Here is a 17,123-nt window from a genome sequence, read left to right as displayed (position 1 = left end):
CACCCCCTCGACCGGGCGCTTCCTCGCGGAATGAACGCGAGGAAGCGCCCGGTCGCTGTGTCTGAGCGCGAGGAGATGCCCGGTCGGCGCTGAGACATCCCGTACGGACGTGGTGCCGCGCGCCTACGCTCACCCCATGAGCACCACTGACGTCGAGGCCGACGTGCGCGAGGCCGCTGCTCGCGCCCGTACGGCCAGCCACGACCTGGCCACGGCGACCCGGGCGGCCAAGGATGCCGCGCTCCACGCGATGGCCGACGCGCTGCTGGCCGGTGCGTCCGAGGTCCTGGCGGCCAACGCCGAGGACGTGGGCCGTGCCGAGGCCGGCGGGACTCCCGCCAACATCGTCGACCGGCTGCGCCTCGACCAGGGCCGGCTCGAGGCCATGGCCCAGGGCCTGCGCGACGTCGCGGCCCTGCCCGACCCGGTGGGAGAGGTGCTGCGTGGCAGCACCCTCGCCAACGGGCTCGAGCTGCGCCAGCTGCGCGTGCCGTTCGGAGTGGTCGGGATGATCTACGAGGCCCGCCCCAACGTCACCGCCGACGCGGCGGGCATCTGCCTCAAGTCCGGCAACGCGGTGCTGCTGCGCGGCTCGTCCAGCGCGCGGTCGAGCAACGCGGCCATCGTCGCGACGATGCGCGCCGCCCTCGCCGGCAGCGGGCTGCCCGAGGACGCCGTGCAGCTCGTGCCGGGCGACACCCACGACTCCGTCAAGGCGCTCATGCGGGCGCGCGGGCTGGTCGACGTGCTGATCCCGCGCGGCGGCGCCGGCCTGATCAGCAGCGTCGTGGAGGAGTCGACGGTCCCGGTGATCGAGACCGGCGTCGGCAACTGCCACGTCTACGTCGACGCCTCGGCCGACCTCGACCAGGCGCTCGCGATCGTGATGAACTCCAAGACCCACCGCACCAGCGTCTGCAACGCCGCCGAGTCGCTGCTGGTCCACGAGGACCTCGCCGACGAGTTCCTGCCGCGGGTGATCGAGGCGCTGCAGGCCGCCGGGGTGCTCGTCCACGGCGACGGCGCGTTCGCGGAGTACGACGACGTCGTGCCGGTCACCGACGAGGACCACGCCGCCGAGTTCCTCGGGCTGGAGATCTCCGCCGCGGTCGTGGCCGACGTCGAGGCGGCCATCGAGCACGTCCGCCGGTTCTCCTCCGGCCACACCGAGGCGATCGTGGCCCGCGACCACGCCACCATCCGCCGCTTCGTCGCGGCCGTCGACTCCGCCGCCGTGATGGTCAACGCCTCCACCCGGTTCACCGACGGGGGCGAGTTCGGCTTCGGCGCCGAGATCGGCATCTCGACGCAGAAGCTGCACGCGCGGGGACCGATGGGGCTGCCGGAGATGACCTCGAGCAAGTACGTCGTGGTCGGCGAGGGCCACGTGCGGTGATGCCGCTAGCATGGGTCGCATGCTGAGCACCGTGATCACGCTTGCCGCCGAGGCCGAGGGCGAGCCCGCCGTCCACCCCTACGTCATCGGTGGCGTCACCCTGGTCCTCCTCATGCTCCTGCTCCTGGCAGTGGTCTCCTTCGGCGGCGGTCGCGAGCACAGCTGAGCGCGTGAGTGCTCCAGTGGCGCGGCGTCGCGTCGGGGTGATGGGCGGCACGTTCGACCCGATCCACCACGGCCACCTCGTCGCCGCCTCCGAGGTGCAGGCGTGGTTCGACCTCGACGAGGTCCTGTTCGTGCCCACCGGTGACCCGTGGCAGAAGAGCGACCGCGCGGTGACCCCTGCCGAGCACCGCTACCTGATGACGGTCGTGGCCACGGCCGCGAACCCACGCTTCAACGTCTCGCGGGTCGACATCGACCGCGCCGGCAAGACCTACACGATCGACACGCTGCGCGACCTCCGGGCCGAGATGCCCGACGCGGAGCTGTTCTTCATCACCGGCGCCGACGCGCTGGCCGACATCTTCACCTGGCGCGACGCCGACGAGCTCTTCGAGCTCGCGAACTTCGTCGGCTGCACCCGGCCCGGCTACGAGATGGACCCCGAGGCGCTCGCGAGGATCCCGGCCGAGCGCGTCACGATGGTCGAGATCCCGGCGCTGGCGATCTCGTCCACGGACTGCCGCGAGCGCAAGCGCCGCGGGGAGCCCGTGTGGTACCTCGTGCCCGACGGCGTGGTGCAGTACATCGCCAAGCACCACCTCTACGAAGCACCCGACACCAGCTCCCATCCCAGCAAGGACACCGCATGACTGCCACCGACCACGCCCTCGAGCTCGTCGCCGTCGCGGCCCAGGCCGCGCACGACAAGAAGGCCGACCAGGTGCTCGCCTTCGACGTGAGCGACCAGCTCGCGATCACCGACGCGTTCGTGCTGGCCAGCGCGAGCAACGAGCGCGCCGTCGGCGCGATCGTCGACGAGGTCGAGGACAAGCTGCGCGAGCACGGGGCCAAGCCGATCCGTCGCGAGGGGCACAAGGAGGGTCGCTGGGTGCTGCTCGACTACGGCGAGATCGTCGTGCACGTCCAGCACGAGGAGGAGCGGTCGTTCTACGCCCTCGAGCGACTCTGGAGCGACTGCCCGCTCATCCCGCTGACCCTCACGTGAGGCGTCTGGTCCTCCTGCGCCACGGGCGCACCGCCTGGAACGACGCCGGGCGCGCCCAAGGGCACGCCGACGTCGCGCTGGACGACGTCGGCCTCGCCCAGGCCAAGGAGGTCGCGCCCGTGCTCGCCGCGCTGCGACCCGTCGCGATCTGGTCCTCGGACCTGGCTCGCGCCTCGGGCACGGCCGACGCCGTCGCTGCCGAGTCCGGCCTGACCCCGGTCCTCGACACGCGGCTGCGAGAGTTCGACATCGGCCCGAACCGTACGGGGCTGACCAGCGAGCAGTACGCCGCCGCGCACCCCGAGGAGCACGCCGCCCTCCTCGCCGGCGAGATCGACGCGATCCCGGGACGCGAGACGCGCGACGACGTGCTGGCGCGCTTCGTGCCCGCGCTGACGTCGTACGCCGACACGCTGGGCGAGGGCGAGACCGGCATCGTCGTCTCCCACGGAGCCGCCCTGCGCGTCGCGGTGCCGGCGTTCCTGGGCTGGGAGGGTGACCCGGGCGAGAGCTTCGGGGTGCTGGCCAACTGCGGCTGGGTGGTCCTCGAGCACGCGGCGTCGACCTGGACCGGCGGGGTGGAGCGGTGGCGGCTGACGGCCTGGAACCGCGTGGTCACGTCGTGAGCGAACGCGCCCGCGAGGTCGACGTCGCCGTCAGCCGGCGGGTGGCGCGCGTGATGGACGACGCGGTCATCGTGCCGGGCACTCGCATCGGCGTCGGCCTCGACGCCGTGATCGGCCTCGTGCCGGGCATCGGTGACGCCCTCGGCAGCGTCCTGTCGGGCGTGATCGTGCGCGACGCCGTACGCGCCCGGGTGCCGATGGCGGTGCTCGCCCGCATGGGCCTGAACCTGCTGCTCGACGCGGTTCTGGGCCTCGTGCCGGGCGTCGGCGACCTCCTCGACGTCGCCCACCGCGCCAACCGGAAGAACCTGCGGCTGCTGCTGCGCGAGGTCGAGCGCCAGCCACTGCGCGAGCCGCCGAGCGCCGCGTACGTCGCGGGCGCGGCAGCGCTGATGGTCGTGCCGCTGGTCGCCGGGATCGCCGCGACCGTGCTCGGGATCTGGCTCCTGTGGCGCTGGATCACCTGACCTGGGACCCCGATTTCACCTCCGTGGAACCGTCCGCTAATGTTCTCGGCTGTTGGGGCTGTGGCGCAGCTGGTAGCGCATCTGCATGGCATGCAGAGGGTCAGGGGTTCGAGTCCCCTCAGCTCCACCAACGAGAAGTCCGGCGCAGCGCGCCGGACTTCTCTGCGTTCGGGGGTCCCGCCGAGTCGGCGTTCTGAAATGGTCGGTGGCACCATGGGCCCATGACCGCGACCGACCTCTCCACCAGCACCACCTCCGAGCGCACCGCCGCGCACATCGCGACCACGGAGCGCTACGCCGCGCACAACTACCACCCCCTCCCGGTGGTCCTGGCCGAGGGTCACGGGGCGTGGGTCGTCGACGTCGACGGCAAGCGCTACCTCGACTGCCTCGCGGGCTACTCCGCGCTGAACTTCGGTCACTCCAACGAACGCCTGGTCGCGGTCGCGCGCGAGCAGCTCGGTCGGCTCACGCTCACCAGCCGCGCGTTCTTCAACGACAAGCTCAGCGGCTTCGCCGAGGCCCTCGCCCGCCTGACCGGCAAGGACATGATCCTGCCGATGAACTCGGGCGCCGAGGCCGTCGAGACCGCGATCAAGGTCAGCCGCAAGTGGGGCTACGAGGTCAAGGGCGTACCCGCCGGCCAGGCCTCGATCGTCACGATGGAGGGCAACTTCCACGGCCGCACGACCACCATCGTCAGCTTCTCCGACGACGACGTCGCCACGTCGGGTTACGCCCCGTTCACCACCGGTTTCCGCAGCGCCGCCTACGGCGACATCGACTCGATCGCCGCGGCCATCGACGAGACCACCGTCGCGGTCCTCTTCGAGCCCATCCAGGGCGAGGGCGGCGTGGTCATGCCACCCGAGGGCTTCCTGCGCGACCTGCGCGCGCTGTGCACCGAGCGCAACGTGCTGATGGTCGCCGACGAGATCCAGTCGGGCCTCGCCCGCTCGGGTCGCACATTCGCCTGCGACCACGAGGACGTCGTCCCCGACATCTACATCATGGGCAAGGCGCTCGGTGGCGGCATCTACCCGGTCTCCGCGATCGCCGCCGACCGCGAGGTCATGGACGTCATCACGCCCGGCTCGCACGGCTCGACCTTCGGCGGCAACCCGCTGGCCGCGGCCATCGGCACCGAGGTCGTCGCGATGCTGGAGGAGGGCACCTTCCAGGCGCGCTCCGCCGAGATCGGCGTCCAGCTCGAGGCCGGGTTCGGTCCGCTGGTCGGCAAGGGCCTGACCGCCGTACGGGTGAGGGGCGCCTGGGCCGGCATCGACATCGACCCGACGCTCATGACGGGTCGCCAGATGTCGGAGGCCCTGATGGCGCGCGGCATCCTGGCCAAGGACACCCACGGCTCGACCGTCCGCTTCGCCCCGCCGCTGGTCGCCAGCGACGAGGACGTCGCCGGCCTCGTCGAGGCGGTCACCGAGATCATCACCGGCGCCTGAGCCAGCGGTGCGGGCCCGCTTCGACCACCTGGTGGTCGCCGTCGACGACCTCGACGAGGCGGCGGCCCGGTGGACCACAGCCGGCCTGCCCGCCGTACGCGGGGGAGCGCACCCGGTCGGCACGGTCAACGCCCTGGTCCGCGGTCCCGGCCCGGCGTACGTCGAGCTGATCGCTGCGGGCAGCGCGGACTCCAACCCGTGGCTGGACCGCGTGCGCTCCGCCCGAGGACCCATCTCGTGGGCGATCGCGGTCGACGACGTCGACGACGCCCGCGCCGCGCTGGTGGGGGCGGGCTTCACCCCCGGCGAGGTCCGCGAGGGCTCGCGCACCACCCCGGACGGCGAGGTCGTGGCGTGGCGGATGTGCGACGTCGGTCCCGGGCCCTACGACGGCTCGCTGCCGTTCCTCATCGAGTGGACCTCGCCGATGGGCCCCGGCCCGGCTGACGGCCCCGTCCTGAGGTGGTTCGAGCTCGCCCCGCCCGACCCTGACCGCCTCGCCGATCTCCTCCTGGCGCTCGGGTTCGAAGGACGGCGGTTCTGGCCCCGTCGGTCGTTCAAGACGGCCGGCGGCGTCGGGATCACCGTCCACCCCCTCGCCGAGGCGGCCGAGCAGGACCCCGACCAGCCGGTCGCGGCCGTGGTGCTCGCGCTGGCCGGCGGCGAGCTCACCCGCCACCGGCTGGACGGGGTGGTCGTCACTACCCACCCCGACCGGCGCCGGTTCGCCGCCTCGGCCCTGCAGCCGTCGCGCGGCAGCGGCTCGGCCCGCGAGCGGGCCGACGCCTGGGTGCGGGCCGTCGTGGAGGCCGGACTCGCCACGGTCGAGGACGTCGACGTCGAATGGGCCGAGGGCGTCGCGGTCGAGGTCACCGGTGCGATCCGCCTGCACGGCCCGGCCGGGACGCAGCCCGTCACGGTCGTCCGGGGCGTGCACCCGCTCGACCGCCACGTCGTCGTCGTGATCGGTGTCGGCGACCCGGTCGAGGTCATCGAGCGCCAGCCGGCGATCGGCGGCGCGCCGGTCGCCGAGCAGGTCGACCGGATAGACGACGCCTTCGTGCTGGCCCTCAGCGGCGGCGTCTACGCGGTGCGCGGACGTCGGCGGTCGGTGACGCGCCACCCCGACGGCATGGCGAGCGATGGCCGCTTCGCGGACGGCGAGGCCGAGCAGTGGCTCGAGCAGGCCGCGACCGGACGGCGTACGGACGGGGTCACGGCCGGCGAGCCCTGGCTCTAGCCCAGCCGGTCGACGACCCGGTCGAGCCCCGCTGCGCGTGCGGCCTCGAGCGGGGTCATGCCCTCCAGCGGGGAGCGCAGGGTGGGGGAGGCCCCGCGGTCGAGCAGCAGCAGGGCGACGTCCTCGCGGCGCTCCTCGATCGCCCCGACGAGCGCGGTCGACTGGAGCTCGGGGTGCACGAAGTCCACGTCGACGCCCGCGTCGAGGTGGTGCTCCACCAGGTCGAGGTCGCCGGCGCAGGCGGCAGCGAAGAACGCCTTGTAGTCCCCGTGGGACATCGTCGTCCGCTGGTCAGGCGATCGTCAGGCCGCCGTCGACCGGGATCATCTGCCCGGTGACGTAGCCGGCAGCGTCGGACGCGAGCCAGACGGCCGTCGCGGCGAGCTCGTGGGGGTCGCCCTTGCGGCCGGCGGGGACCCGCTGGAGGGCGAGGTCGAGGTAGCCCTCGGGGTAGGTCTCGGTCATCTCGGAGGTGAAGAAGCCGGGGGCGAGGGCGTTGACCCGGATGCCCTTGCGGCCGGTCCACTGCTGGGCGAGGTCGCGGGTGAGCCCGCCGAGGCCGGCCTTCGAGGCGGAGTAGGCCGCCTGCGGCAGGCCGCCGGTGGTGATGCCGAGGATCGAGGAGATGTTGATGATGCTGGACCCGGGCTCCATGACGCGTCCACAGGCCTGCGCCATCCAGTAGCAGCCGTTGAGGTTGACGTCGATGACCGAGCGGAACTGCTCGGGGGTCTCCCGGGTGGCGGGGACGGCGGTGCCGATGCCGGCGTTGTTGACGAGCACGTCGACCCGGCCGAACGTCGCCATCGCCTCGTCGACGAGCCGCTGGCACTGCTCCGGGTCGGCAACGTCTGTGGCCACCGTGTGCACCCGGCGGCCGGTCGAGCGTACGGAGGCCGCGACCCGCTCGAGCTTGTCGACGCGGCGCGCGCCGAGCACCACGTCGGCGCCGGCCTCGGCGAAGCAGTGCGCGAACGCGACCCCCAGGCCGCTCGAGGCACCGGTGACGATGACGACCTTGCCGTCCAGGCGGAACATGTCCATGACTCCCATGCCGGGACCCTAGGGCGTGGTGGTCGTCACCGCCGACGCCGGGGTCGCCGGCGCGCGCGGCAGGTCGCGGACCGAGCGGGAGCACAGCACGAGCGCGACGACGGCGACGTAGGCGATCGCCGAGACGACCAGCACCGGCTGGAAGCCGAACGCCACGGCGAGCGGCCCGTAGGCGAGCTGACCGACGGGCATCGCGACGAAGGAGCCGAGCGCGTCGTAGGAGTAGGCACGCGAGAGCATCCCGTCCTCGATGTTCTCCTGCATCGCCAGGTTCCAGCCCATGCCGAAGACCTCGACCCCGGCGCCCGCGAGGAAGGCCGCGGTCACCAGGCCGACCAGGGTGGGAGAGACGCCGAGCAGGAGCATCGGCGGCGCCATCATCGCCACGCCGAGCATGCCCAGCAGCAGCGGGCGCTCCAGCCGTACGCGCAGCAGCACCACGGTCGTGAGGAGCAGCCCGGCGGCCTCCGCGGACAGCACGTAGCCCCACGCCTGTCGCCCGATGGTGTCGTCGGCGACCGCGGGGCCGAGGGTGGACCACGCGCCTGTGTGGATCGCGTTGAGCACGCCGAAGCCGACGACGACGATCCACAGCCACGGCGTGGCCCAGAAGAACGACCAGCCCTCACGGAGCTCGCGCAACGTGTCCGGGGCCTCCCCGCGCGGCTGGCGTGCCGGCAGCCGGACCGGCACGAGGAGCAGCGCGGCGACGAGCCAGGTCGCCGCGTCGACGGCCAGTGCCCAGCCCGACCCGACCGTCACCACGAGGAGCGCGCCGACCGTGGGGCCGAGGACCATCATGCCGTTGCGGGTCAGGGACACCAGCGCGTTGGCCGGCTGGAGCTCGGAGCGCTCCACCAGCTGGGGCAGGACGCTCGCCATCGCCGGGAAGCCGACCCCGGACACGACACCGTGGACGACGGAGAGCACGACCAGCATCCAGACCTCGGCCCGCCCGGTCAGCACCAGCGCGGCGATCGCGCCCTGGCTCACGGCCGAGGCGAGGTTGGAGAACTGGAGCACCAGGGTGCGCGGGAACCGGTCGGCGATCACCCCGCCGTACAGCAGCAGCGCGATCATCGGGATGGTGTGCGCGGCGAGCACCTGGCCGAGGGCGGTGGGGGAGTCGGTGATGTCCAGCACGGCGAAGGCGAGCGCGATGCTGGCCATCATGTTGCCGAGCGTGTTGACGAACCGAGAGGCGAAGTACCACGCGAAGTTCCGGTTGCGCAGCGGCGCGAGCGCGGCAGTCCAGGTCATCGGCCCGTCTCCCGCGCCGGGGTCCAGCGGACCGCGTCGCCCTCGAGGCCGCCGCTCATCGTGAAGGCGTGGGTGGTGGCGCTGACGTGGACGGTGTCGGGCGTGCCGGCCGGCTTCGCCGCCGCGTGCAGGAGGTGCGAGGCCTCGTGGAGGAGGTCCAGGGCGCGATGCCAGGTCTCGACGTCGACCCAGGTCTCCAGGTCGCTCGACGACGACGCGCCGGGTGCGGCCTGGCGAAGGCGCCGCTCCACCTCGAGGCCGTTGGCGCGGGCGTAGGCGACGCGCGCGTCGACGCCGGGTCCGTGGCTGCGTACGTCGCGGGTCGCGTCGTAGCGGTAGCGCTTGGCGACCCCGCCGCGGATCTTCTCCTCGCTCTCGACCACGAGCTCGCCGACGTCGTGCAGCTGGCGCAGGTGGTAGGACGCGTTGGCGTGGGTGAGGTCGAGCGCCCGGGCCACCTCGGCGGCGCTCATCGCCTCCGCGGTCAGCAGCGACAGGATGCGCAGGCGTACGGGGTGTGCCGTCGCGCGCAGTCGCGCCACGGCCGTCGGTGCTGTCTCGTCCATCTGACCCTCCGCGAGTTCTTGGGGAGGCAGTGTGGACGCACGTGGTCGCGAGTGTCAAACAGTTCTTGGGAGGTCGTCGGTTCGGCCGCCGTCGCCCGTAGTCCAGTGGCGAACTGTCGTCCCGGACGCCGTACGGCGACAGTTCGCCACTGGACTACGCAGCCGCGGTGCGGGAGGGGTGGGAGGGGTGGGAGGGGAGGCCCCGCGACCGACCCTGACGACACCCTGAGTCGACCCCGGGAGGGGATGAAAACGGGTCGGGGGCGTGCTTGGCTGGTCACCGAGAGCAGGGCACCCGGCCCACGAGGAGCGAGTGAGATGTCCGACCAGTACCCCACCGACCCGCACGACCCGACGCGGGCGTACGCCCAGCAGTCGTACGGTCAGCAGTCCTACGGCCAGCAGCCGACCACGGGCTACCCGTCGTCGGCCCCGTCCGCCATCTCGCCGCAGGAGGAGCGCACGTGGGGCGCCGTCAGCCACGCCGGCGCGGTCGCGGCGATGGTGTTCTCGGCCGGCTTCCTGGGGTTCCTGGCCTCGATCGTGGTCTACGTGATGTACAAGGACCGCGGTCCGTTCGTCCGCTCGCACGCGGCGAACTCGCTCAACGTCCAGATCTCGATGTTCATCTGGCTGGTGGTCGTCACGGTCCTCTACGTGGTGCTCGGCGTCGTCACGATCGGGATCGGCTTCGTCGTCCTGTGGCCGGTGTTCTTCGTGCCGCCGGTGATCGCGGGCATCCTCCACGTCGTCGGGGCGGTCAAGGCCTGGAACGGCGAGTGGTGGAACCCGCCGCTCACGCCGCGGTTCGTCAGCTGATCCTCACGTGAGCTCGCGCAGGACCTCGGCCTGCCACGCGAACGCCGCCCGGGCGCGGTCTGCCAGGTCCGGCCCGGGCAGCAACGCCTCCACCCGCTCCGCCATCCCGTCGGGCAGGTCGGTGCGGAGGTAGCGCATCCCGAAGTCGAAGCGGGCCGGACAGTGCCGGATCCGCAGCAGCGTCACCAGGGGCTCGACCGCGAAGCGCAGGTGGAAGAAGGTCGCCTCGGCCTGATCGCCGCGCGCGATCGCCCGCTGGACGAGCCACGCGCCGGTCTCCCTACGCGCCGCGGCCTGCTCCACCGCCTGTCGACGCTGCGCCTGCATCGGCTCCTCGGGGTCGTGCTCGAGGAGCAGCAACCCGTCGGGGTCGTGGATCACCCGTGGGACCCCGTGCCGGCGCACGTCGACGGTCAGCCGCGCGGGGAGCTCGTCGACGAACAGGTCGACCAGCCGGGTCGGGCGCGACAGGTCGGCGGCGTCGGGCTGCAGGTGGACGAAGCCCTGCGCGGCCGTCGGCCAGCGGTCGGCCGCCACCCGCCAGACGTGGTCGACGTCGAGGCGCGCGTGCACCAGCGCCATCGTGGCGTCGTACGTCGCGTCGGCCGCCCCGTCGCACCACACCTGCACGTCGAGGTCGGAGTGCTCGTCGTGACCGCCCGTGACCGCGGAGCCGCTGACCACGACCACCCGCACCTGCGGCAGCTGCGCAGGCAGCCCGCGCAGGAGGGCCAGGACGTCGTCGTAGCGGCTGAGGTCCGCAGGGTGGGTTGCTGGGTCGGGCACGGGATGAGTATGCGCCGGCCGAGGCGCTACCATGGGTCCATGCGGTCGCAGATCCTGCTTCTTCGACAGCCGCGCTGACTCACCGTCCAGGCAGTCACCGCGGCCACCCCTCCATGTGCGAGGGGTTTTTTCATGTCGGGAGCAGGACACACAGGAGCGAGAGAGATGAATCCCGAGCAGAGCACCCACGGCGAGACGACGACGTACGACATCGAGGCCACCGAGACCAAGTGGCAGCGGGTCTGGGAGGACCTCCAGCCGTTCCGGGCCGACGACGACAGCCCGCGCGAGAAGCGCTACGCGCTGACGATGTTCCCCTACCCGAGCGGCGACCTGCACATGGGTCACGCCGAGGTGTTCGCGCTGCACGACGTGGTGGCGCGCTACTGGTGGCAGCGCGGCTACGAGGTGCTGAACCCGATGGGCTTCGACTCCTTCGGCCTGCCCGCGGAGAACGCCGCGATCCGCAACGACGAGCACCCCGACACCTACACGCGCGCCAACATCGCACGCTCGATCGAGTCGTGCCGCAAGTACGCCGCGTCGTTCGACTGGTCGCGGACCTTCAACACCTCCGACCCGGAGTACTACCGCTGGACGCAGTGGCTGTTCCTGAAGTTCCACGAGCGCGGGCTGGCCTACCGCAAGAACAGTCCCGTCAACTGGTGCCCCAACGACCAGACGGTGCTGGCCAACGAGCAGGTCGTCGGCGGCGTCTGCGACCGGTGCGGGGCGGAGGTGACCAAGAAGGAGCTGACCCAGTGGTACTTCAAGATCACCGACTACGCCCAAGAGCTGCTGGACGGCCTCGACGAGCTGGAGGCCACGTGGCCCGACCGCGTGGTCACCGCCCAGCGCAACTGGATCGGCCGCTCCGAGGGGGCGCACGTCACGTTCACCCTGCACGCTGCCGACGGTGAGCGGGACATCGACGTCTACACCACCCGGCCCGACACGCTGTACGGCGCGACGTTCATGGTGGTCGCGGCCGACGCCGCGCTGGCCGCGGAGATCGTGCACCCCGACCGCGCGCAGGCGCTGGGGGACTACCTGGTCGAGGTCCGCAAGGCCTCCGACATCGACCGGCTCGCCACCGACCGGCCCAAGACCGGCGTGGACCTGGGAATCACCGCCACCAACCCGGTCTCCGGCGAGGAGATCCCGGTGTGGGCCAGCGACTACGTGCTGGCCGACTACGGCACCGGCGCGATCATGGCCGTGCCCGCCCACGACCAGCGCGACCTCGACTTCGCCCGCGCGATGGGCCTGCCGGTCCGCCGCGTCATCGACACCGGCGACGACAACCCGGAGGAGTCCGGCGTCGCGACGTCGGGCGACGGGACCTACGTCAACAGCGGCCCGCTGGACGGCCTGACCGACAAGGCCTCCGGCATCCGCTCGATCATCGAGCGGCTGGAGACCGACGGTCGCGGGACGGGTGCGGTCAACTTCCGCCTGCGCGACTGGCTGCTGAGCCGCCAGCGCTACTGGGGCGCGCCCATCCCGATCATCCACTGCCCGGTGGACGGCGAGGTCCCGGTGCCCGACGACCAGCTGCCGGTGACCCTGCCGGTGCTGACCGGCGCCGAGCTGAAGCCCAAGGGCACCTCGCCGCTGGGCGGCGCGACCGACTGGGTCGAGACCACCTGCCCGACGTGCGGCGGCCCGGCGACCCGCGACACCGACACCATGGACACCTTCGTCGACTCGTCCTGGTACATGTTCCGCTACTGCTCGCCGCACGACGACACCCAGGCGTTCGACACCGACAAGGTCAACGCGTGGATGCCGTGCAACCTCTACGTCGGCGGCGTGGAGCACGCGGTGCTGCACCTGCTCTACGGCCGGTTCTTCACCAAGGTCCTCAACGACATGGGCCTGGTCGGGTTCCGTGAGCCGTGGTCGGCCCAGCTGAACCAGGGCTTCGTGATCAACCAGGGCAAGAAGATGAGCAAGTCCTTGGGCAACGGCGTCAACCTGGGCGACCAGCTGGCCGCCTTCGGCGTCGACGCCGTGCGCCTGACCCTGGTCTTCGCGGGGCCGCCGGAGGACGACATCGACTGGGCCAACATGTCACCCGAGGGGTCGCTGCGCTTCCTGCAGCGCGCGTGGCGACTGTCCGGTGACGTCACCTCGGAGCCGGGCGTGGACGTCACGACCGGCGACGTCGCGCTGCGGCGTACGACCGCGCGCACCGTCCACGACGCGGCCGAGCTGGTCGAGACCTACCGCTTCAACGTGGTGGTGGCCCGGGTGATGGAGCTGGTCAACGCCACCCGCAAGGCGATCGACGCGGGCTGCGGCCCGGCCGACCCGGCGGTGCGCGAGGCGACCGAGGCGGTGGCGATCCTGCTGTCGCTCGTCGCGCCCTACACCGCCGAGGAGATGTGGGAGCGCCTGGGCCACGAGCCGACCGTCGCCCGCGCCGGGTGGCCCGCGGTCGACGGGGCGCTGCTGGTCGAGGACACGGTCACGGCCGTCGTGCAGGTGAAGGGCAAGGTCAAGGCGCGCCTGGAGGTGTCGCCCGACATCTCCGAGGCCGACCTGGAGGCCGCGGCGATGGCGGACGCGGGCGTGCAGCGCGCGATCGACGGGGCGACGGTCCGCAAGGTCGTCGTACGTGCGCCCAAGCTGGTCAACATCGTCGTCTGAGGTGTTCCGACGACATCGGCCCCGTGGCAGTGAGCCACGGGGCCGACGTCGTTCAGCGGGAGGTGCTGCTCAGCGCGGGAGCGTCACGGGCGGTCGAGGCCGAACGTGTAGCTGCCCGACCCGGAGTAGGACTGCACGCGCCACGAGTAGTAGCCCGCGGTGCCCGTGTAGGTGATCTTCTCCTCCGAGGTGCTGGTGATGCCCTGCGCCACCACGACCCACGAGGAGCCGTTCCACTTCTCGAGGTAGAGGTCGAAGTCGGCGCCCGAGGGGCCCGAGATGCAGCCCACGTGGGTGCCGGCACCCGAGTAGTAGTAGTCGCTGGAGCCCGGGTGGTAGGACACGCCGCCGGAGCTCAGCGAGCCGGTCTCCTTCTCGGGCATGGTGCTGCAGGTGGTGGGCGTCGGGTCCGGAGTGGGCGTGGTGCCACCGGTGCCGACGTAGAGCAGGCGGTTCGGCGAGCCCGTGCCGGGGTTCGTGACCTTGTTGGGGGTCGCGTTGGAGATCAGCGCGTTGCCGACCGACGCCGGGGAGGCGGACGGGTTGGCCTGCAGGTAGAGCGCGGCCGCACCCGCGACGTGCGGGGTCGCCATCGAGGTGCCGCTGATGGTGTTGGTCGCCGACGTGCCGGTGTGCCAGGCCGAGGTGATGTTGGAGCCGGGGGCGAACATGTCGAGGCACGAGCCGATGTTGCTGAAGCTCGATCGTGCGTCGGTGTTGGTCGTCGAGCCGATGGTCAGACCGGCGGCGACACGGGCCGGCGAGCTGTTGCACGCGTTGGCGCCGGAGTCGTTGCCGGCGGCGAGGGCGTAGGTGACGCCGTCGGCGATCGAGTTGGCGACCGCGGTGTCGAGGGCCGAGGAGATCCCGCCGCCCAGGCTCATGTTGGCCACCGCCGGCGAGCCGGCGGTGTGGTTCTGGGTGACCCAGTCGACGCCGGCGATGACGCCGGAGTTGGAGCCGCTGCCGTTGCAGTCCAGGACGCGGACGGCGACGAGGCGCACGCCCTTGGCGACACCGTAGGTGGAGCCGCCGACCGTGCCGGCGACGTGCGTGCCGTGGCCGTTGCAGTCGGTGGTGCCGCGGCCGTCGTTGATCGCGGTGTAGCCCGAGACCGCACGCCCGCCGAACTGCGTGTGGGTGTTGAGCACGCCGGTGTCGATGATGTACGCCGTCACGCCCGCGCCGGTGGCGTCGTAGGTGTAGGCGTTGTTGAGCGGCAGGTCGCGCTGGTCGATCCGGTCCAGGCCCCAGGTGGCGGGGGACTGGGTCGCAGCGAGCTGGACCTCCTTGTCGGCCTCGATGTAGGCGACGTTGGGGTTCTTGCGCAGCGCGGCCAGGGCCTTGCTGTTGAGCGTGGCGGCGAAGCCGTCGATCACCGAGGTGTAGGTGTGGCTGATGCTCGCGCCCTCGGCGCGGACGTCGGCCTTGGCGGCGCGCAGGCTCTTGCCGGGCGCCTCCTTGTCGAGCACCACGATGTAGCGGTCGTCGGCCGACGTGCCGAGGACGGGCGCGAGCCCGTCGTCGGAGGCGGAGGCCTGCGGGGACTCCTGCGGCTTGTCCGAGCCGGCCGCGTGGGTGGCGGACGGCGCGATCGCGAGTGCGGCACCGGCGAGCGAGGCGATCAGGCCTGCCGCCAGACGGGGTCGTGCATGGTTCATCGATGGATCCTTCCCGAGACAGATGGACGAGGCCGACCCTGACCGTCCGACGCGGTCCCGGGCAAGGGGCGGGCGCCGCTTAACACTTAACTGCCCGCCGCGCAGGCGTGCCCCGGGTCAGTCGCGCGGCCAGCTCCAGCGGATCCCGGTCGTCCCGGGCGCGGTGTCGGTGTGGACCAGGTGCGCGCGCCTGTCGCCGTCCAGGGAGATCGGCTGCTCGCGCCCCTCGGTGATGGCCGCGATGCTCTCCGGCAGCGCGGATGAGTCGAAGGCGACCTCGAGCAGGTACTCGCGCATCGGCAGGCGGAGGCGGCGGGTGTACTCGTGCTCGCGCGGCCCGGGGCTGGCGGAGATGACGTCGTACGTCACGATCACGGTCTCGCCGCGGCGCAGCGGCCGGAAGAACACCAGCTCTGCGCCCACGACGCCCGCCTCGGGGTCCTGCTCCACGCGGCCCAGCGTGCACCCACGCAGCGGCCGGATCTCCGGCAGACCGGCGTCGAGGTCGTCCTGGGAGTGCATCACGACCCGGCGATCGGGGCCGTCGGTACGAGCTCGCATGGCCTGGCGCACGGTGAGCCGCACCTGGCGGCGGTCCGGGCCGATCTGCATGACGTCGTGTACCGAGACCCGGGTCAGGTGGGTGTCCCAGCTGGTGTCGAGCCGGCCGAGGACCGCCGAGTGCGGCTGCTCGGGCCACAGGGCGTCGAGTCCCCGTACGGCGTGGCGCGGCGTGCGCTCGCGGGTGCTCGGCAGGGTCGCGGCCAGGCTGCCGGCGGGCAGGCCAAGCACCGTCTCGAGGTGTGGCAGGGCTGCCAGGGACGAGCGCCGTCCGGGCTCGCTGCGCCCGGAGCGCCAGTAGCTCAGCGTCGCCGAGCTGACCGAGACGCCACGCTGGGCGAGGTGGTCGGTGATCCGGTCCAGGCTCAGCCCGCGCGCGTCGATGGCGGACCTGAGCGCCTCGGCGAAGCTCTCGGGCCTGTCCTGCATCCGGACATCCAAGCGGAGGCCCCCAAAACGCTGCAACACGCGCCGCACGGTGAGCGACGGCGTCCGCGCCGCGGTGCTGCGACTAGCCTTCGCGGTGTGTCCGGCACCGTGATCGTCACCGACTCGACCGCGAGCCTGCCTGCCGGGGTGGCGCAGGCCCACGGCATCCGGGTCGTGCCGCTGCAGGTCGTGATCGGCGCCCGGGTGCTCGACGAGGGGCCCGACGGGGCCACGCCGGAGGTGGTGGCGCAGGCGCTGCGCGACTTCGTCCCGGTCAGCACGTCACGACCCGCGCCCGCCGTCTTCGTCGAGCTCTACCGCTCGCTCGAGGCCGAGGGGGTCGAGGAGATCGTCTCGATCCACCTCTCCGGCGAGATGAGCGGCACCTTCGAGTCCGCCCAGCTCGCCGCGCTCGAGGTGGACCTGCCGGTGCACGTCGTCGACTCCGGGCAGGTCGGCATCGCGACGGGTTACGCGGCACTCACCGCCGCCGACGTGCTCGAGGCGGGCGGCAGCGCCCAGCAGGCGGCCGAGGCGGCGCTCGCGCGCGGCGAGGCGGCCACGTCGCTGTTCTACGTCGACACCCTGGAGCACCTGCGTCGCGGAGGCCGGATCGGTGCCGCGGCCGCGATCTTCGGCAGCGCGCTGTCGGTCAAGCCGCTGCTCCAGATCGCCGGCGGCCGGGTGGTCCCCCTCGAGCGGGTCCGTACGGCCTCGCGGGCGCTGGCGCGGCTGGCCGAGCTGGCCGTCGAGGCGGCGGGGGACCGTCCGGTCGACGTGTGCGTGTCGCACCTCGCCAACGCCCAGCGTGCCGAGGAGCTGGCGACCGCGCTCGCCGAGCGGCTCGCCGACGGGCTCGAGGGCCGCGAGGTGATGTGCGGCGAGCTGGGAGCAGTGCTCGGGGCGCACGTCGGCCCGGGGATGGTCGCGGTGTGCGTCGCCCCGCGCGACTGATCGCGCCGCTCTCTCCACAGAT

18 protein-coding genes and 1 tRNA gene are annotated in these 17,123 nt (G+C 72.3%); 12 read left to right on the top strand and 7 right to left on the bottom strand.

The features are described 5' to 3' along the window. The first annotated feature begins 136 nt into the window (after nt 1-136). From IE200_RS10795 to IE200_RS10760, 9 genes are all read left to right on the top strand, one after another. Nucleotides 137-1,396: a glutamate-5-semialdehyde dehydrogenase gene (locus IE200_RS10795; protein ID WP_191279488.1), complete on the top strand. Its 1,260-nt coding sequence runs from the start codon at nt 137-139 to the stop codon at nt 1,394-1,396. Nucleotides 1,397-1,415: 19 nt separating this feature from the next. After that, nucleotides 1,416-1,562, top strand: coding sequence for a hypothetical protein (locus IE200_RS20740; protein ID WP_229856387.1), 147 nt, complete (start codon nt 1,416-1,418; stop codon nt 1,560-1,562). Nucleotides 1,563-1,566: 4 nt separating this feature from the next. Then, nucleotides 1,567-2,211, top strand: a complete 645-nt coding sequence (gene nadD / locus IE200_RS10790) for a nicotinate-nucleotide adenylyltransferase (protein WP_268245542.1) — start codon at nt 1,567-1,569, stop codon at nt 2,209-2,211. Beyond that, complete coding sequence (gene rsfS, locus IE200_RS10785; protein ID WP_191279486.1) at nt 2,208-2,567, top strand: ribosome silencing factor; 360 nt, start codon at nt 2,208-2,210, stop codon at nt 2,565-2,567. Before nadD ends, rsfS begins: the two co-directional genes overlap by 4 nt. Beyond that, on the top strand, nt 2,564-3,193 hold the full coding sequence (locus IE200_RS10780; protein WP_191279485.1) for a histidine phosphatase family protein: 630 nt from the start codon (nt 2,564-2,566) through the stop codon (nt 3,191-3,193). The genes rsfS and IE200_RS10780 overlap by 4 nt, the downstream gene beginning before the upstream one ends. Further along, nucleotides 3,190-3,660 (top strand): DUF4112 domain-containing protein, encoded by a 471-nt coding sequence (locus IE200_RS10775; protein ID WP_229856386.1) that lies wholly within the window; start codon nt 3,190-3,192, stop codon nt 3,658-3,660. Before IE200_RS10780 ends, IE200_RS10775 begins: the two co-directional genes overlap by 4 nt. Nucleotides 3,661-3,714: 54 nt before the next feature. Continuing rightward, a tRNA-Ala gene (locus IE200_RS10770) sits at nt 3,715-3,790 on the top strand. A gap of 91 nt (nt 3,791-3,881) precedes the next feature. Beyond that, nucleotides 3,882-5,120 carry an ornithine--oxo-acid transaminase gene (gene rocD, locus IE200_RS10765; RefSeq protein ID WP_191279484.1) on the top strand — a complete coding sequence of 413 codons (1,239 nt, stop codon included), beginning with the start codon at nt 3,882-3,884 and terminating at the stop codon, nt 5,118-5,120. 7 nt (nt 5,121-5,127) lie between these two features. Further along, on the top strand, nt 5,128-6,360 hold the full coding sequence (locus IE200_RS10760) for a VOC family protein (protein ID WP_191279483.1): 1,233 nt from the start codon (nt 5,128-5,130) through the stop codon (nt 6,358-6,360). Here the strand turns inward: IE200_RS10760 and IE200_RS10755 are convergent. From IE200_RS10755 to IE200_RS10740, 4 genes are read right to left on the bottom strand one after another with little or no spacing between them, the layout of a single operon-like run. Continuing rightward, a complete protein-coding gene (locus IE200_RS10755; protein WP_191279482.1) occupies nt 6,357-6,638 on the bottom strand; it encodes an ankyrin repeat domain-containing protein in 282 nt (93 codons plus the stop codon). The two genes, IE200_RS10760 and IE200_RS10755, sit on opposite strands and share 4 nt — an antisense overlap. A gap of 13 nt (nt 6,639-6,651) precedes the next feature. Then, entirely contained in the window at nt 6,652-7,413 is a 762-nt protein-coding gene (locus IE200_RS10750) for an SDR family NAD(P)-dependent oxidoreductase (RefSeq protein ID WP_191279481.1), read from the bottom strand. A 9-nt stretch (nt 7,414-7,422) separates the two neighbouring features. Further along, the gene (locus tag IE200_RS10745) at nt 7,423-8,673 is read right to left on the bottom strand and encodes an MFS transporter (RefSeq protein ID WP_191279480.1); all 1,251 of its coding nucleotides are present in this window, start codon (nt 8,671-8,673) and stop codon (nt 7,423-7,425) included. Next, on the bottom strand, nt 8,670-9,239 hold the full coding sequence (locus IE200_RS10740; protein ID WP_191279479.1) for an ArsR/SmtB family transcription factor: 570 nt from the start codon (nt 9,237-9,239) through the stop codon (nt 8,670-8,672). The genes IE200_RS10745 and IE200_RS10740 overlap by 4 nt, the downstream gene beginning before the upstream one ends. Before the next feature lie 318 nt (nt 9,240-9,557). Between IE200_RS10740 and IE200_RS10735 the strand changes: the two genes are divergently transcribed. Next, on the top strand, nt 9,558-10,058 hold the full coding sequence (locus IE200_RS10735) for a DUF4870 domain-containing protein (RefSeq protein WP_191279478.1): 501 nt from the start codon (nt 9,558-9,560) through the stop codon (nt 10,056-10,058). Between the two features lie 3 nt (nt 10,059-10,061). Here the strand turns inward: IE200_RS10735 and IE200_RS10730 are convergent, their stop codons facing one another. Beyond that, complete coding sequence (locus IE200_RS10730; protein ID WP_191279477.1) at nt 10,062-10,844, bottom strand: hypothetical protein; 783 nt, start codon at nt 10,842-10,844, stop codon at nt 10,062-10,064. 165 nt (nt 10,845-11,009) lie between these two features. On the opposite strand from IE200_RS10730, the gene leuS reads away from it, so the two are divergent. Next, nucleotides 11,010-13,496: a leucine--tRNA ligase gene (leuS, locus tag IE200_RS10725; protein WP_191279476.1), complete on the top strand. Its 2,487-nt coding sequence runs from the start codon at nt 11,010-11,012 to the stop codon at nt 13,494-13,496. 83 nt (nt 13,497-13,579) lie between these two features. Here the strand turns inward: leuS and IE200_RS10720 are convergent, their stop codons facing one another. Together IE200_RS10720 and IE200_RS10715 are read right to left on the bottom strand one after the other, a co-directional pair. After that, entirely contained in the window at nt 13,580-15,157 is a 1,578-nt protein-coding gene (locus IE200_RS10720; RefSeq protein ID WP_191279475.1) for a S8 family peptidase, read from the bottom strand. Nucleotides 15,158-15,274: 117 nt separating this feature from the next. After that, entirely contained in the window at nt 15,275-16,147 is an 873-nt protein-coding gene (locus IE200_RS10715; protein ID WP_191279474.1) for a helix-turn-helix domain-containing protein, read from the bottom strand. A gap of 96 nt (nt 16,148-16,243) precedes the next feature. On the opposite strand from IE200_RS10715, the gene IE200_RS10710 reads away from it, so the two are divergent. Further along, complete coding sequence (locus tag IE200_RS10710) at nt 16,244-17,101, top strand: DegV family protein (protein ID WP_191279473.1); 858 nt, start codon at nt 16,244-16,246, stop codon at nt 17,099-17,101. Nucleotides 17,102-17,123: the final 22 nt, after the last annotated feature.

The organism is Nocardioides flavus (ex Wang et al. 2016) (assembly GCF_014653115.1).
Taxonomy (GTDB): domain Bacteria; phylum Actinomycetota; class Actinomycetes; order Propionibacteriales; family Nocardioidaceae; genus Nocardioides; species Nocardioides flavus.
This window is presented reverse-complemented; position numbering and strand designations above follow the sequence as displayed.

Excerpts from the sequence above, each read along its gene's own strand:
- IE200_RS20740 (WP_229856387.1), top strand. The coding sequence starts at position 1,416 with ATGCTGAGCACCGTGATCACGCTTGCCGCCGAGGCCGAGGGCGAGCCC.
- IE200_RS10720 (WP_191279475.1), bottom strand. The coding sequence starts at position 15,157 with ATGAACCATGCACGACCCCGTCTGGCGGCAGGCCTGATCGCCTCGCTC.
- IE200_RS10755 (WP_191279482.1), bottom strand. The coding sequence starts at position 6,638 with ATGTCCCACGGGGACTACAAGGCGTTCTTCGCTGCCGCCTGCGCCGGC.
- leuS (WP_191279476.1), top strand. The coding sequence starts at position 11,010 with ATGAATCCCGAGCAGAGCACCCACGGCGAGACGACGACGTACGACATC.
- rocD (WP_191279484.1), top strand. The coding sequence starts at position 3,882 with ATGACCGCGACCGACCTCTCCACCAGCACCACCTCCGAGCGCACCGCC.
- IE200_RS10715 (WP_191279474.1), bottom strand. The coding sequence starts at position 16,147 with ATGCAGGACAGGCCCGAGAGCTTCGCCGAGGCGCTCAGGTCCGCCATC.
- IE200_RS10745 (WP_191279480.1), bottom strand. The coding sequence starts at position 8,673 with ATGACCTGGACTGCCGCGCTCGCGCCGCTGCGCAACCGGAACTTCGCG.
- IE200_RS10750 (WP_191279481.1), bottom strand. The coding sequence starts at position 7,413 with ATGGGAGTCATGGACATGTTCCGCCTGGACGGCAAGGTCGTCATCGTC.
- IE200_RS10740 (WP_191279479.1), bottom strand. The coding sequence starts at position 9,239 with ATGGACGAGACAGCACCGACGGCCGTGGCGCGACTGCGCGCGACGGCA.
- IE200_RS10735 (WP_191279478.1), top strand. The coding sequence starts at position 9,558 with ATGTCCGACCAGTACCCCACCGACCCGCACGACCCGACGCGGGCGTAC.
- IE200_RS10795 (WP_191279488.1), top strand. The coding sequence starts at position 137 with ATGAGCACCACTGACGTCGAGGCCGACGTGCGCGAGGCCGCTGCTCGC.
- rsfS (WP_191279486.1), top strand. The coding sequence starts at position 2,208 with ATGACTGCCACCGACCACGCCCTCGAGCTCGTCGCCGTCGCGGCCCAG.